Genomic DNA, 14,638 nt, shown 5'->3' with positions numbered 1-14,638 from the left:
CCTTCGTCAGCCCTGGATCAGCAGCACGTCGACGATCGGCTTCTTGCCCGTCCAGCGCGTCGCGATCTTGCGGACGGCGAGGCGCACGTCCTCGCGGACGCGGTCGACCTGGCGCTTGCCGCCCTTCACCGCCGCCGCCACCGCCGCGACCGTGTCCTCGATGAAGGCCGCGCGGTCTTCCTCGACCGGGATGCCCTGGATGCGGACCTGGGGGCTGCCCATCAGCGTCCCGTTGCGCCCGATCGCGATCGCGACGGAGATCTGGCCGTTGATCGCGATCTTGCGCCGCTCGTTGATCGTCGAGCCGTCGGCGGGCAGGATCACGTCGCCGTCGAGCACGAGGCGACCGACGGGGGCCTTGCCGACCTTCTTCGCCGCACCCGGGGTCAGCCGGACGATGTCGCCGTTCATCTGCGTCAGCGTGTCGGGCACACCCTCCGCGCGGCCGAAGCGGGCATGCTCCATCAGGTGCCGCGCTTCGCCATGGACGGGGACGAGGAGCTTGGGCCTGATCCACTTATACATCTGCGCGAGTTCGGGCCGACCCGGATGGCCCGACACGTGGACATGCGCCTGACGCTCGGTGATCATCGCCACGCCCTTGGCGGCCAGTATGTTCTGTATGCGGCCGATCGCGACCTCGTTGCCCGGGATCTGGCGCGACGAGAAGATGACGCTGTCGCCCTCGTCGAGCGCGAGCGGATGACTGCCGTCGGCGATGCGGCCTAGCGCGGCGCGCGGCTCGCCCTGCCCGCCCGTCGCGACGACCAGCACCTGCTTGGGCGGCAGGCGCATCGCTTCCTCGGGCGAGACGGTGTTCGGGAAATCCTTCAGGTACCCGCACTGGCGCGCGACCTTGAGGATGCGGTCGAGCGAACGGCCCGCGACGACGAGCGACCGACCGGTTTCGACCGCGACCTTGGCGATCGTCGACAGCCGGGCGACGTTGGACGCGAAGCTGGTGACGATCACGCGCCCGCGGGCGGCGTTGACCGCGCCGAGCATGCCCTCGAACACGCTCGCCTCGGAGCCCGACGCCGTGTCGTTGAACACGTTGGTCGAGTCGCAGACCATCACGTCCACGCCCTCGTCGCCGATCGCCTGGAGCTGCTCGGGGGTGGCGGGGGAGCCGATCACGGGATCGCTGTCGAGCTTCCAGTCGCCGGTGTGGAACACGCGGCCGTAGGGGCTGTCGATCAGCAGCCCGTTCGCTTCCGGGATCGAGTGCGACAGCGGCACGAAGCGGAAGCCGAACGGGCCGACATCGAACCGCTGGTCGGGCTGGATCATGCGGATCTTGACGCGGTTGGCGATCCCCTCCTCCTCCAGCTTGCCGCGGATCAGCCCGGCGGTGAAGGGGGTGGCGTAGAGCGGGACGCCCAGATCCTCGGCGAGGTAGGGAAGCGCGCCGATATGGTCCTCATGCCCGTGGGTCAGCACGACGCCGACCAGGCTCTCGCGCCGGTCCTCGATGAAGGACAGGTCGGGCAGGATCACGTCGATGCCGGGATAGCCCGCGTCGGCGAAGGTGATGCCGCAATCGACCATCACCCATTTGCCGTCCGCGCCGTACAGATTGACGTTCATGCCGATCTCGCCGGATCCACCAAGGGCGACGAAAAGCAGTTCTTTTGCCGGTGTCATTCAGTTCTTTCGATTTAGGGGAAGCGCCGTGCTCGGGCGCGAGGAATTCAAGGGTGGATATGGGCGCGTTCGACCATTATCGCCAGCCCTTGGATCGTCAGGTCGGGCTCCACCGCGTCGAACACGGGGGTGTGGGGCTGGAACAACGTGGCGAGCCCGCCGGTCGCGATCACCTTGACCGGGCGGCCCACCTCGACCTGGAGCCGTGCGACCAGCCCTTCGATCATCGCGACATAGCCCCAGAAGATGCCGATCTGCATCTGGTCGACGGTGTTGCGGCCGATCACGCCGGACGTGACGGGCGCCTCGACGGCGATGCGCGGAAGCTTGGCGGCGGCGGTGACGAGCGCGTCGAGCGACAGGTTGATGCCGGGCGCGATGATTCCGCCCTTGTACGCGCCCTGGTAATCGCTGACGTCGAAGGTCGTCGCGGTGCCGAAATCGATGACGATAAGGTCGCCCGGGTGAAGCGCATGCGCGGCGATGGTGTTGACCGCACGGTCCGCCCCGAGCGACGCCGGTTCGTCGACATCGATCGCGATCCCCCATTCGAGCGGCGCTCGCCCGGCGATCATCGCCTCCACGCCGAAGTATTTCCGGGCGAGCACCTGGAGATTGTGGAGCGCGCGCGGAACGACGGTCGCAAGGACCACGCTCGTCACGTCCTTGCGCTCGTATCCCTCGATCTGGAGCAGCTGGATCAGCCACACCGCATATTCGTCGGCTGTCCGCCTGGGGTCGGTCGCGATCCGCCAGCGCGCCCTGATCCGCCGCCCCTCGACGAGCGCGAACACCACGTTGGTATTGCCGGCGTCGATGGCGAGCAGCATCGGGGATCCTAGAGCTGGAACACGTCGGCGGCGTGAATGACACGGGTGCCGCCTCCCGCCAAGCGCAGCGTGAGCGCGCCGTCGTCGTCGAGGCCGGCGAACAGCCCTTCGAGCACGCTCCCGTCGGGCAAGCGGGCCGCGAGCGCGGTGCCGGTCGGGTGCGCACGGTCGAGCCAGCGCGCGCGGATGGGCACGACGCCGCCGCTCCGCCACAGGCCGAGCCACCGCGCGAAGGCTTCGGCCAGCGTGTCGGCGAAATCGGCGGGCGCAACCGCCGTGCCGTGTTCGGCAAGGCTGGTCGTGGGGCGCTCGGGCAAGTCGGGGCGGTGCGCCAGGTTCACGCCGATGCCGACCACCACCGCGTCCTCGACGCGTTCCAAGAGGATGCCCGACAGCTTGGCCCCGCCGAGCAGCAGGTCGTTGGGCCATTTGAGCATGAGCGGCGCGTCACGGACATACACGCGGACGGCCTCGTCTAGCGCGACGGCCGCGACCATGCCCAGGGTGGCCGGCGCGGGATCGGTCGGGCGCTGCCTGATCAGCGTGCTGGCATACAGGTTGCCCGGCGGCGACACCCAGTCCCGCCCCTGCCGCCCGCGCCCGGCGGTCTGTCGCTCGGCGCGGAGCCATACGCCCTCGCCCAGCCCGGTGCGGGCGAGCGCGGCCATGTCGGCGTTGGTCGACCCCGTTTCCGCGACGGTGCGGATCACGACTCCCCTCCCGTCATGCCGGACTTCATCCGGCATCCCGCTTCTTCCTGGGCCGGGACGGAAAGCGAAAAGCGGGACCCCGGATCAAGTCCGGGTTGACGGGTAAATGAGCGACGACGCTTCTCAGAGCAGCGACCGCGCCGCCGCCATCGTCCACACGCCGAGCGGCACGATCGCGAAATAGCCGATCGGCGACACGAGCACCGCCGCCGCCGCGATCAGCCCGCCCTCGATCCGGCTGGTGATCGGCGGAAAGGACCCGGCGGGCTCGTCGAAATACATCAGCTTGACGATGCGGAGATAATAGTAGGCCCCGATCGTCGACAGCGCGATGCCGATCACCGCGAGCGGGAACAACCCCGCCTGCACCGCCGCGTCGAAGACCACGAACTTGGCCCAGAAGCCGAACAGCGGCGGAATTCCCGCGAGCGACAGCATGAAGATCGCCAGCGCCGCCGCCAGCGCGGGCCGCGTCCGCGACATGCCCGCGAGCGACGCGATGCTCTCGACGGGCGTGCCGTCGGGCTCGCGCATCTGGAGCACGACCAGGAAACTCCCCATCGTCATCGCGATATAGATCGCCATGTAGGTCAGCACCGACGACACGCCCTCGACCGATCCGGCGGCGAGCCCGATCAGCGCGAAGCCGATATTGTTGATCGACGAATAGGCGAGCAGCCGCTTGATGTTCGTCTGGCCGATCGCCGCCACTGCTCCCAGCGCGATCGAGGCGAGCGCGGCGAAGATGACGATCTGACGCCACTGGAACACCGCCGGCCCCATCGCCTCCATCGCGACGCGCACGGCGAGCGCGACGGCTGCGACCTTCTGCGCGGTCGCGAACAGCGCGGTCACGGGCGTCGGCGAGCCCTCATACACGTCGGGCGTCCACATGTGGAACGGCACCGCGGCGATCTTGAAAGCGATGCCGGCGAAGACGAATACGAGACCGAAGAGCAGTCCGGTCGACAGCTCGGCGGGGGGCACTGAGTAAGCGTCGGCGATGCCGGTGAAGAGGGTCGTGCCGCTGAACCCGTACACGAGCGATATGCCGTAAAGCAGGATGCCCGACGCCAGCGCGCCCAGCACGAAATATTTCAGCCCCGCCTCAGCCGAGCGCGCATCGCGGCGCATGAAGCTCGCCAGCACGTAGGAGGACAGGCTCTGAAGCTCTAGCCCGACATAGAGCGTCAGCAGGTCGCCCGCTGACACCATCATCCCCGCCCCCGCCGTGGAGAGCAGGATCAGCACGGGATATTCGGGGCGTAGGTCGTCTCCGCTAGTCCGCTCGAAGAAGCCCGACGCCATGACGATCGCGACCGCAGAGGCGAGATAGATCAGCACCTTGGCGTAAGCCGCGAACGCGTCGGCGCGGTACAACCCGCCGAACGCAGCGCCGCCGCCAGAAGCCGGCCCGGCCAGCGCCACCAGCGCACCGCCGATGATCGCGATCGCGGTCCAGGACACGGCGCGGGTCGATTTCTGCCCGCCCCACGCGCCGACCAGCATCAACGCGATCGCGCCGAGCGACAGCACCAGTTCGGGCAGGGTCATCAGGAGGTTGTCGGTGTAGCTCATCAATGCGCGCTCCCATGCGCGACGGCGGGCGCGGTCATGGACGGAGCTCGCCCAGCGGTCGGACGCGAATCGCTCTCGGGCGCCCCGCCCTCGATCCGCGCGAGCAACCGGCCGACATCGTCGCGCATCGGGGCCATGAAGCTCTCCGGATAGACGCCCATCCACAACACCACGCCCGCGATCGGCGCGAGCAGCCACAGCTCACGGCGGCTGAGGTCGGGCATCGCGCGCACCGCGTCCGTCTTGACCTCCCCGTACGCGACGCGGCGATACAGGTAGAGCGAATAGGCGGCGCCCAGGATGATGCCCGTCGTGCAGAGAAGCGCGGTCCAGGTCGATATTTGATAACTGCCGAGCAGGCTCAGGAACTCGCCCACGAACCCGCTCGTCCCCGGCAGCCCGATCGAGGCCATCGTGAACAGCAGGAAGAACACCGCATAGGTCGGCATCACGCTCGCCACGCCGCCGTATGCCGCGATCTCGCGGGTATGAAGCCGGTCATAGATGACGCCCACGCACAAGAACAAGGCCGCCGAGACGAGGCCGTGGCTGAGCATCACGATCATCGCCCCCTCGATCCCCTGCCGGTTGAAGGCGAACAGGCCGATGGTGACGATCGCCATGTGCGCGACGGAGGAATAGGCGATCAGCTTCTTCATGTCCGCCTGCACCAGCGCGACGAGCGACGTATAGATCACCGCCACCGCCGATAGCCCGAAGATCAGCGAGGCGAGCTGCCCAGACGCCTCGGGGAACATCGGCAGCGAAAAACGCAGGAAGCCGTAGCCGCCGAGCTTCAGCAGCACCCCCGCCAGGATCACCGACCCAGCGGTCGGGGCTTGGACATGCGCGTCGGGGAGCCAGGTATGGACGGGCCACATCGGCATCTTGACCGCGAAGGAGGCGAAGAAGGCGAGCCACAGCCAGGTTTGCGCTTCGGGCGCGAAGTCATGCGCCATGAGTTGCGGGATGTAGGTCGTCCCGGCCTCGCGCGTCATATAAAGCATCGCGATCAGCATCACGAGCGAGCCGAGCAGCGTGTACAGGAAGAACTTGTAGCTCGCGTAAATCCGGTTCGCGCCGCCCCAGATGCCGATGATGAGGAACATCGGGATCAGCCCGGCCTCGAAGAAGATGTAGAACAGGAAGATGTCCTGCGCGGCGAAGGTGCCGATCATCAGCACCTCCGTCAGCAGGAACGCCGACATGTACTCGGGCACGCGCTTCTCGATCGCGTTCCAGCTCGCGCCGATGCAGATTGGCATCAGGAACACGCTGAGCATGATCAACAGCAGCGCGAAGCCGTCGATGCCGAGCGCCCAGGCGAACCGCCCGAACGCCGGTTGGTACTCGGTGAACTGCCACTGCGCGCCGCCGGTCTCGAACCCGGTCCAGAGGACCAGGCCGAGCGCGAGATCGATCAGCGTCGCGGCGAGCGCCAGCCACCGCGCCTCGCGCGCGGGGACGAACAGGCAGGCGATCGCGGCGAGCGCGGGGACGCCGAGCATCAACGACAGGATGGGATAGCCTCCGATCACCGGGTCAACCCGCGATGGCCCAGGTCACCGCGCCGGTGAGCCCGATCAGCATGACGAAGGCATAGGTGTAGATGTATCCCGTCTGCAGCCGCGCCGCCGCGCGCACCCCGGCTTGGACGACCCAGGCCGACCCGTTCGGGCCGAAGCGGTCGATCGTCTTCTCGTCGCCCCGGTGCCAGAAGAAACGGCCAAGCGCGAAGGCGGGACGGACGAAGACGAGGTCGTACAATTCGTCGAAATACCATTTATCGAGGAACCACCGATAGGCGAGGTGGAACGTCTCCGCCGCCTTGGCGGGCGCGTCGGCCGAGCGGATGTACATGCCATAGGCGAGCGCGAGGCCGCCAAGCATCGCGATCGTCGCCGACAGCTTCACCGGCAACGGCACCTCGTGCATCGCGTGCATCAGCGCCTCGCGAAAGGCGATGCTGCCGCGCCAGAACTCGGCCCCCGCCTCTGGCTCGATGAAGTAATGATGGAACGCGAACCCCGCCGCGATCGCGCCGAGCGACAGGACCCCGAGCGGGAGCAGCATCGACCACGGGCTCTCATGCGGATAATACCCGCCGGTACCGTGCGGAATATCGGTGTGCGCGGCGTCATGGGTCGAGGGGGCATGGCCGCTGTCCTCGCCCGCCGGGTGCGCTTCTTGGTGATCCCCGCGCGCGTCGTGCAGCGCGTGCCGGACATGCTCCGACGCGGCCCAGCGCGGCGTTCCCCAGAAGGTCAGGAACATGAGTCGCCATGAGTAGAAGCTCGTCAGGAAGGCGACGAGCATCCCGACCATCGACACGCCGAGCCATCCCGACGCCCAGCTCGCCTCGATGATCGCGTCCTTGGAATAGAAACCCGCGAAACCGCCGACGCCGTACAATCCGACGCCCGTGATCGCGAGCGTGCCGATCAGCATGGCGGCGAAGGTCAGCGGGATCGCCTTACGCAGGCCGCCATAGAACCGCATGTCCTGCTCGTGGTGCATCGCGTGGATCACCGACCCCGCGCCCAGGAACAGCAGCGCCTTGAAGAAGGCGTGGGTGAACAGGTGGAACATCGCCGCGCCGTACGCGCCGACCCCCGCCGCGAAGAACATGTAGCCGAGCTGCGAGCAGGTCGAATAGGCGATCACGCGCTTGATGTCGGTCTGGACCAGCCCGACGGTCGCCGCGAACAGGCAGGTCGCGGCACCCACCGCCGTCACGACGCCGAGCGCGACCGGCGCGGCCTCGAACAACGGGCTCAGGCGGCAGACCATGAACACGCCCGCCGTCACCATCGTCGCGGCGTGGATCAGCGCCGACACCGGCGTCGGCCCCTCCATCGCGTCGGGTAGCCAGGTATGAAGCCCAAGCTGCGCCGACTTCCCCATCGCGCCGACGAACAGCAGCAGGCAAAGCACCGTCAGCGTGTCGAACCGCGAGCCCAGGAAACCGATCGTCGACCCGGTCATCCCCGGCGCGGCGGCGAGGATCTCGGGGATCGAGACGGTGCGGAAGACGAGATACACGCCGAAGATGCCCAGCATGAAGCCGAGATCGCCGACGCGGTTGACGACGAACGCCTTGATCGCGGCGGCGTTGGCGCTGGGCTTCTTGTACCAGAACCCGATCAGCAGGTAGCTGGCGAGCCCGACGCCCTCCCAGCCGAAGAACATCTGGACCAGGTTGTCCGCCGTCACCAGCATCAGCATCGCGAAGGTGAAGAGCGACAGATAGGCGAAGAAGCGCGGCTGGTCCGGATCCTCGTCCATGTACCCCCAGCTATAGAGGTGGACGAGCGCCGAGACGTTGGTGATCACGACGAGCATGACCGCGGTCAGCGCGTCGACGCGCAAGCCCCAGCCGACGTCCAGCCCGTCCGACACGATCCAGGACATGACGGGCGCGACATAGGCGGGCGTCTCGCCGCCCAGGAAGCCCAGGAAAATCGGCCAGGACAGCGCGCACGACGCGAATAGCGCGCCCGTGGTCAGCAGCTTGGGCAGCAGCGAACCGCCGAACTTGCGGTTGCCGAGCCCCGCGACGACGGCGGCGAGCAACGGCAGGAACACGATGAAGTGGATCAACCGCTCAGCCCTTCATCCGGTCGACATCGTCGACCGCGATGGTCCCGCGCCCGCGGAAATAGATGACGAGGATGGCGAGCCCGATCGCCGCCTCGCCCGCCGCGACGGTCAGCACGAACATCGCGAACACCTGGCCCACCAGGTCGTTCAGATGCGCCGAGAAGGCGACGAGGTTGATATTCACCGCCAGCAGGATCAGCTCGATCGCCATCAGGATGACGATCAGGTTCTTCCGGTTCAGGAAGATGCCGAGCACCCCCATCGTGAACAGGATCGCCCCGACGACGAGATAGTGGATGAGGCCGATCGACCCGTTCACAGCCGCACGCCCTCGCCCACGACCGGCTGCGTGTTGCGCGTCGCGTCCTGCGGCCGGCGCGCGTTCTGGCGCGACACGTTCTGCGTCCGCGTGCCGCCGCGCTGGCGATGCGTCAGCACGATCGCGCCGATCATCGCCACCAGCAGCACGAGCCCCGCCGCCTCGAACACGAACAGGTAGCGCGTATAGAGCAGGTTCCCGATCGCCTGGATGTTGGGCACCCCCGCCACCGTCACCGCCGTGCGGCGGGCGAGCTCGATCCCGCCCGCGCCGTACGCGCCGATGCCGATCACGATCTCCGCCAGCAGCGCCGCCGCCAGCGCGAGGCCCAGCGGCAGGTAGCGCACGACGCCCTTCCTCATCTCCGCCAGGTCGATGTCGAGCATCATGACCACGAACAGGAACAACACCGCGACCGCGCCGACATAGACGATGACGAGCAGCATCGCGATGAACTCCGCGCCGACGAGCACCATCAGCCCGGCCGCGTTGAAGAACGCCAGGATCAACCACAGCACCGAGTGGACCGGGTTGCGCGACGAGATCGTCAGCGCCGCCGACCCGATGACCACGGTCGCAAAGAGGTAAAAGGCGATGGCCTGGATCAACGACGAGCCCCGTTCGACGTGCGCGCCGCCCCGACCCGGGCGCGGCGATCAAGAATGTTGGCGGCCCTTACTTGTAGGGTGCGTCCTGGGCAAGGTTGCTCGCCAGCACCCGCTCCCAACGGTCGCCGTTGTCGAGCAGCTTGGCCTTGTCGTAGATCAGCTCCTCGCGCGTCTCCGTCGCGAAATCGAGGTTGGGCCCCTCCACGATCGCATCGACGGGGCACGCCTCGGCGCACAGCCCGCAATAGATGCATTTGGTCATGTCGATGTCGTAGCGCGTCGTGCGCCGGCTGCCGTCGTCGCGCGGCTCCGCCTCGATCGTGATCGCAAGCGCGGGGCACACCGCCTCGCACAGCTTGCACGCGATGCACCGCTCCTCGCCGTTGGGGTACCGGCGCAGCGCGTGCTCGCCCCGGAAGCGCGGGGAGATCGGGTTGCGCTCGTACGGGTAGTTGAGCGTCGCCTTGGGCTTGAAGAAATACCGGAGCGTCTTGGCGTGCGCGCCCAGGAACTCCCACAGGGTGAACGCCTTGAGGTGTTGAGCGATGCTCATGTCAAACTGCCTTGCTTGTCTCGACGACGACGTCGGTCGGGGAACAGCGACCACTATACCGAGTGGACATGCTGGATTGGTCGCGTTCGTCGGGGAGGATCGTCACGATGCCGCCCGAGTTCGATACATCGAACCCTTCATAGCTAAGAAGCCGCTTCTCCCTTTCCGGCCCGCGCCAGCTCAAGAAGTACGGCCCTACGCCTACCTTCGTCAGCGTTGACGGATAGGGAGCACCGGGCGCATTCGCATCGCCGCGCACCGCATACTTATCATGCTCCGGCCAGTCATCTCCAAACACCGGCATATACACGCGCACGTTGTAAGCGCTTTTCCCGCCACTCTCTCGCGTCAACAAGCAGTCTTCCCGCAAACTCATCGGCATGGAAGACGCAACACGCACCGGCTCTACGGTGTTTGGTCGTAAGCCTACCCTGGTCAACATAAGCACGCCCGACACCAGGAACACCCAGAACAGCGACACGGGCAGGAAGATCTTCCACCCCAGCCGCATCAGCTGGTCGTACCGGTAGCGCGGCACGGTCGCCTTCACCCAACCGAACATGAAGAAGAAGATCAGCATCTTCAGCCCGAGCCAGAAGATGCCCGGCACCGCGTACAGGAACCCGATATCGAGCGGCGGCAGCCACCCGCCCCAGAACAGCGTGGCGTTCAGCGTGCACATCAGGATGACGTTGGCGTACTCGCCCAGCCAGTACAGCGCGAAGCTCATGGACGAATATTCGGTCTGGTAGCCCGCGACGAGCTCCGACTCGGCCTCCGTCAGGTCGAACGGCGCGCGCTGCGTCTCGGCGAGCGACGAGATGAAGAACATCACCGCCATCGGGAACAGCAGCGGGTTGAAGCCGAAGCCGTTCACCCCGAGCCCAAGCGTGTTCTGCTGCGCCTCGACGATGCGCGACAGGTTGAAGCTGCCCGCCCATAGCACGACCGAGATCAGGATGAACCCGATCGCGACCTCGTACGACACCATCTGCGCCGCCGCCCGCAGCGCCGAATAGAACGGGTATTTGGAGTTCGACGCCCAACCGGCGATGATGATGCCGTACACGCCCAGCGACGACGCCGCGAGCACGTAGAGCAGCCCGACATTGATGTCCGCCAGCACCACGCCCGGCGCGAAAGGCACCACCGCCCACACGATCAGCGCGACGGTGAAGGTGATGATCGGAGCCATCAGGAACAACGCACGGTTCGCCGCCGACGGGACGATCGTCTCTTGAAGGAACACCTTCAACCCGTCGGCGAAGCTCTGGAGCAGCCCGAACGGCCCCACCACGTTGGGCCCGCGCCGCAGCGCCATCGCCGCCCAGATCTTGCGCTCGGCATAGATGATCATCGCCACCGTCAGCATCAGCGGCAGCGCGATGATCAGGATGCCGCTAATCGTCGCGAGGAACCACGACCAGCTATAGCTGAGCCCGACGGTGGTGTTGAAGAACGCGATCATGGGTAGGTCCTGACGCCCATCGCCAGTGAAACGGCGATGTTCGGATTGCTTGGGTTGACGGTGATCGTCTGACGCGACGGGCTGACGACCAGGTCCATATCCTCCATCGGAATGGCTCCGAGCAGCGCCTGGTCGCCCAGCACCAAAGCACCCACCAGACATTGCCGATTGGCGAAACGGATTCGGACCGGTCCGACATAGTCGACCATTTCGGACGCGCCGTTCGCAATCGTGACTTGCCGGCGATCCTGGACCGGTAGCTTCAGCTGGAGCGCGACATGCTGCGGAATACACATATGTAACGCGCCCGTATCGACGAGCGCCGATATCGTCATCGGCGCGAGTTCATCGTCGCGGGCGTTGGAGATTTCGATTTCGGAGAAGATGTGACCCATCGCTACTCCGCCGCCTCCGCGAAGCTCTCGCCGTGGAGCAACTCGGCCGAGCATCGCTGCATGGTCGGGCTGGCGCGGCAGATCGTGTTAGTGAGGTAGAAGTCGGCGATCGGATACCGCTCGACCGTGCCCGACGCGGTCGCGGGGAGCGCGGGCGGGGTCCACTCGAACGTCGCTAGCCCAAGCCGCCCGAGCGCGGGCACATCGCGCGTCATCCGCTCGCGCAGGCCCGGGAGCGAGTCGAAGGGCAACGGCCGCCCGAGCCGTTCGGACAAGGCGCGGAAGATCGTCCAGTCCTCGCGCGCGTCGCCCGGCGGGAACACCGCCCGCTCGCCGCGCTGGACGCGGCCCTCCAGATTGACCCAGGTACCCGACTTCTCGGCATAGGTCGCGCCGGGCATCACGATGTCGGCATGCGCCGCGCCGCGGTCACCGTGATGGCCGACATAGACCTTGAACCCGGTGAAGCGCGTGAAGTCCACTTCGTCCGCGCCCAGGAAGAAGGTCAGGCGGGCGCTCGCCAGGTCGCCGATCCCGCCACGCGCCGCATAGCCGAGCATCAGCCCACCCATCCGTGACGCCGCCATATGGACGACGTTGAACCCGTTCCAGCCTTCCCGGACCAAGTTGAACCGCTTGGCGAAGGCGAGCGCCGCGCCGTGCGCGCCCTTCAGCCCCGCCCCGCCGACGATCACCGCCGGCCGCTCGGCCGCGCCGAACCGGTCGGCCGCGTGTGACGGCAGGTTGCCGAACACCGACAGGTCCTCGCCCAGCCACTCGACAGGATAGGTCAGGTCCACCCGCGGACCTATGCCGAACACCTTGGCCCCGCGCTTGATCGCCTTGCGGACACGCGTGTTCACCAGCGGCGCTTCCCAGCGCAGGTTGGTGCCGACCAGCAGCACCGCGTCCGCGCGCTCGATTCCCGCGATCGTCGTGTTGAAGTTGACCGCCGCCAGGCTGGACGTGTCATAGTCCATCCCCGTCTGCCGCCCTTCGAGCATGGTCGATCCCATGCCCGCCAGCAGCTCGCGCGCGGCGTACATCGTCTCGCAATCGACGAGGTCGCCCGCGACCGCCGCGACGCTTCCGCCCGCGTCTCGCGCAGCCTGTGCCACCGCGTCGAACGCCTCGTCCCAGCTCACCGCCGCCAGCTTGCCCCCGCGCCGCACGAACGGCCGGTCGAGCCGCCGGCGCACCAGCCCGTCGATCATGTAGCGGGTCTTGTCGGTCGCCCACTCCTCATTGACGTCGTCGTTGATGACCGGCGAGCTTTTCAGCACCTGCCGCCCGCGCGCGTCGAGCCGAATGTTCGTGCCCACCGCGTCCGACACGTCGATCGTCAGCACGCGGCGCAGCTCCCACGGCCGCGTCTCGAACTGGTACGCTTTGTGCGTCAGCGCGCCGACCGGGCACAGATCGACCGTGTTGCCCGACAGCTCGGACTTGACCGCGTGCTCCAGATACGAGGTGATCTGCATCTCCTCGCCGCGCCCGATCGCGCCGATCTCCTCGACGCCCGCGACCTCCTCGGCGAAGCGGACGCAGCGCGTGCATTGGATGCACCGCGTCATGACCGTCTTGACGATCGGCCCCATATATTTGTCGGTGACGGCGCGCTTGTTCTCGGCGAAGCGGCTATGCCCCTTGCCGTAAGCGAGCGAGATGTCCTGCAGGTCGCAATGCCCGCCCTGGTCGCAGATCGGGCAATCGAGCGGATGGTTGATCAGGAGGAACTCCATGATCCCCTCGCGCGCATGCTTCACCATCGGCGTGGTGGTGAACACCTCCTGATTCTCGGCGGCAGGCAGCGCGCACGAAGCCTGCGGCTTGGGCGGCCCCGGTTTCACCTCGACCAGGCACATGCGGCAATTGCCCGCGATGCTGAGCCGCTCGTGATAGCAGAAATGCGGGATCTCTTTGCCGGCGGCATTGCACGCCTGCATCACGGTGGCGCCCTGCGGCACCTCCACTTCGATCCCGTCGACCTTTAGCTTGGGCATCAGTGTTCGACCTCGTTCAGTCCTAGTCGGCGCTCGATCCGGTCCACGCGCAGTTTCAGATCGCCCACATCCGCCTGCAAGCCGTAGATCGACGTCATCATGCCGCGAATATGTTCCCCGATTGAGGACAGTCGAATACCCTGGGACGCGATCTCGCGCTTGATCAGCCCCAGATCCTTCTGAATGCCGAGCAGTATGTCGAACATCATCTGGGTGCGGTCGTCGCTCACTCGGCCGCTTCCTGCATCGGCGTCAGCACGTCGTTGCCCGCGCGCTCGTTGATCCGCCGCTCCATCTCGGGGCGGAAATGCTTGATCAGGCCCTGGATCGGCCAGGCCGCCGCGTCGCCCAACGCGCAGATCGAGTGGCCCTCGACCTGCTTGGTGACCTGGAGCAGTGTGTCGATCTCGCTGAGCGCCGCCTCGCCGGTGCGCATCCGCTCCATCACACGCCACATCCAGCCGGTGCCCTCGCGGCACGGCGTGCATTGGCCGCAGCTCTCATGCTTGTAGAAATACGAGATGCGGCTGATCGCGCGGACGATGTCGGTCGACTTGTCCATGACGATCACCGCCGCCGTGCCCAGCCCCGACCCGACCGCCTTCAATCCATCGAAGTCCATCGGCGCGTCCATGATCTCCGCCGCCGGGACCAGCGGCACCGACGACCCGCCGGGGATGACCGCGAGCAGATTGTCCCACCCGCCCCGGATGCCGCCGCAATGCCGCTCGATCAGCTCGCGGAAGGGGATGCCCATCTCCTCCTCGACGACGCACGGCCGCTCGACATGGCCGGAGATCTGGTAGAGCTTGGTGCCCTTGTTGTTCTCGCGCCCGAAGCCCGCGAACCACTCCGCCCCGCGCCGCAGGATGGTCGGCACCACCGCGATCGACTCGACGTTGTTGACCGTGGTCGGGCAACCATACAGCC

At 66.8% G+C, this 14,638-nt stretch carries 13 protein-coding genes and 1 pseudogene; all 14 read right to left on the bottom strand.

The features are described from left to right. Positions 1-6 precede the first annotated feature (6 nt). Positions 7-1,644 carry a ribonuclease J gene (locus ACFE71_RS05765; protein WP_375427853.1) on the bottom strand — a complete coding sequence of 546 codons (1,638 nt, stop codon included), beginning with the start codon at positions 1,642-1,644 and terminating at the stop codon, positions 7-9. Positions 1,645-1,691: 47 nt separating this feature from the next. Beyond that, the gene (locus ACFE71_RS05760; protein WP_375427852.1) at positions 1,692-2,474 is read right to left on the bottom strand and encodes a type III pantothenate kinase; all 783 of its coding nucleotides are present in this window, start codon (positions 2,472-2,474) and stop codon (positions 1,692-1,694) included. A gap of 8 nt (positions 2,475-2,482) precedes the next feature. After that, entirely contained in the window at positions 2,483-3,220 is a 738-nt protein-coding gene (locus ACFE71_RS05755; RefSeq protein ID WP_375427851.1) for a biotin--[acetyl-CoA-carboxylase] ligase, read from the bottom strand. Positions 3,221-3,307: 87 nt separating this feature from the next. Beyond that, complete coding sequence (gene nuoN / locus ACFE71_RS05750) at positions 3,308-4,762, bottom strand: NADH-quinone oxidoreductase subunit NuoN (protein ID WP_375427850.1); 1,455 nt, start codon at positions 4,760-4,762, stop codon at positions 3,308-3,310. Further along, positions 4,762-6,297 (bottom strand): NADH-quinone oxidoreductase subunit M, encoded by a 1,536-nt coding sequence (locus ACFE71_RS05745; RefSeq protein ID WP_375427881.1) that lies wholly within the window; start codon positions 6,295-6,297, stop codon positions 4,762-4,764. Before ACFE71_RS05745 ends, nuoN begins: the two co-directional genes overlap by 1 nt. Positions 6,298-6,304: 7 nt before the next feature. Next, a complete protein-coding gene (nuoL, locus tag ACFE71_RS05740; protein WP_375427849.1) occupies positions 6,305-8,362 on the bottom strand; it encodes an NADH-quinone oxidoreductase subunit L in 2,058 nt (685 codons plus the stop codon). Between the two features lie 4 nt (positions 8,363-8,366). Continuing rightward, a complete protein-coding gene (nuoK, locus tag ACFE71_RS05735; RefSeq protein WP_375403377.1) occupies positions 8,367-8,669 on the bottom strand; it encodes an NADH-quinone oxidoreductase subunit NuoK in 303 nt (100 codons plus the stop codon). 8 nt (positions 8,670-8,677) lie between these two features. After that, complete coding sequence (locus tag ACFE71_RS05730) at positions 8,678-9,289, bottom strand: NADH-quinone oxidoreductase subunit J (protein WP_375427848.1); 612 nt, start codon at positions 9,287-9,289, stop codon at positions 8,678-8,680. 67 nt (positions 9,290-9,356) lie between these two features. Next, positions 9,357-9,842 carry an NADH-quinone oxidoreductase subunit NuoI gene (gene nuoI / locus ACFE71_RS05725; protein WP_375427847.1) on the bottom strand — a complete coding sequence of 162 codons (486 nt, stop codon included), beginning with the start codon at positions 9,840-9,842 and terminating at the stop codon, positions 9,357-9,359. Positions 9,843-10,263: 421 nt separating this feature from the next. Beyond that, a pseudogene (nuoH, locus tag ACFE71_RS05720) lies at positions 10,264-11,310 on the bottom strand (NADH-quinone oxidoreductase subunit NuoH); the annotation flags it as partial. After that, entirely contained in the window at positions 11,307-11,705 is a 399-nt protein-coding gene (locus ACFE71_RS05715) for a clan AA aspartic protease (protein ID WP_375427846.1), read from the bottom strand. The gene ACFE71_RS05715 and the pseudogene nuoH, both read right to left, overlap by 4 nt. Before the next feature lie 2 nt (positions 11,706-11,707). Beyond that, positions 11,708-13,708: an NADH-quinone oxidoreductase subunit NuoG gene (gene nuoG / locus ACFE71_RS05710; RefSeq protein WP_375427845.1), complete on the bottom strand. Its 2,001-nt coding sequence runs from the start codon at positions 13,706-13,708 to the stop codon at positions 11,708-11,710. After that, complete coding sequence (locus ACFE71_RS05705; RefSeq protein WP_375427844.1) at positions 13,708-13,938, bottom strand: hypothetical protein; 231 nt, start codon at positions 13,936-13,938, stop codon at positions 13,708-13,710. The genes nuoG and ACFE71_RS05705 overlap by 1 nt, the downstream gene beginning before the upstream one ends. After that, positions 13,935-14,638, bottom strand: a 704-nt coding sequence (nuoF, locus tag ACFE71_RS05700) for an NADH-quinone oxidoreductase subunit NuoF (protein ID WP_375427843.1), incomplete at its 5' end; no start/stop codon positions are given. The genes nuoF and ACFE71_RS05705, both read right to left, overlap by 4 nt.

It is taken from the genome of uncultured Sphingomonas sp. (assembly GCF_964237155.1).
Taxonomy (GTDB): Bacteria; Pseudomonadota; Alphaproteobacteria; order Sphingomonadales; family Sphingomonadaceae; genus Sphingomonas.
Note: the sequence above shows the minus strand (reverse complement) of the source record. Positions and strands in the feature narration are given on the sequence as shown.

Bases quoted from the DNA above. Each gene is read 5' to 3' on its own strand.
- ACFE71_RS05765 (WP_375427853.1), bottom strand. From the start codon at position 1,644: ATGACACCGGCAAAAGAACTGCTTTTCGTCGCCCTTGGTGGATCCGGC.
- ACFE71_RS05760 (WP_375427852.1), bottom strand. From the start codon at position 2,474: ATGCTGCTCGCCATCGACGCCGGCAATACCAACGTGGTGTTCGCGCTC.
- ACFE71_RS05755 (WP_375427851.1), bottom strand. From the start codon at position 3,220: ATGCCGGATGAAGTCCGGCATGACGGGAGGGGAGTCGTGATCCGCACC.
- nuoN (WP_375427850.1), bottom strand. From the start codon at position 4,762: ATGAGCTACACCGACAACCTCCTGATGACCCTGCCCGAACTGGTGCTG.
- nuoI (WP_375427847.1), bottom strand. From the start codon at position 9,842: ATGAGCATCGCTCAACACCTCAAGGCGTTCACCCTGTGGGAGTTCCTG.
- ACFE71_RS05715 (WP_375427846.1), bottom strand. From the start codon at position 11,705: ATGGGTCACATCTTCTCCGAAATCGAAATCTCCAACGCCCGCGACGAT.
- nuoG (WP_375427845.1), bottom strand. From the start codon at position 13,708: ATGCCCAAGCTAAAGGTCGACGGGATCGAAGTGGAGGTGCCGCAGGGC.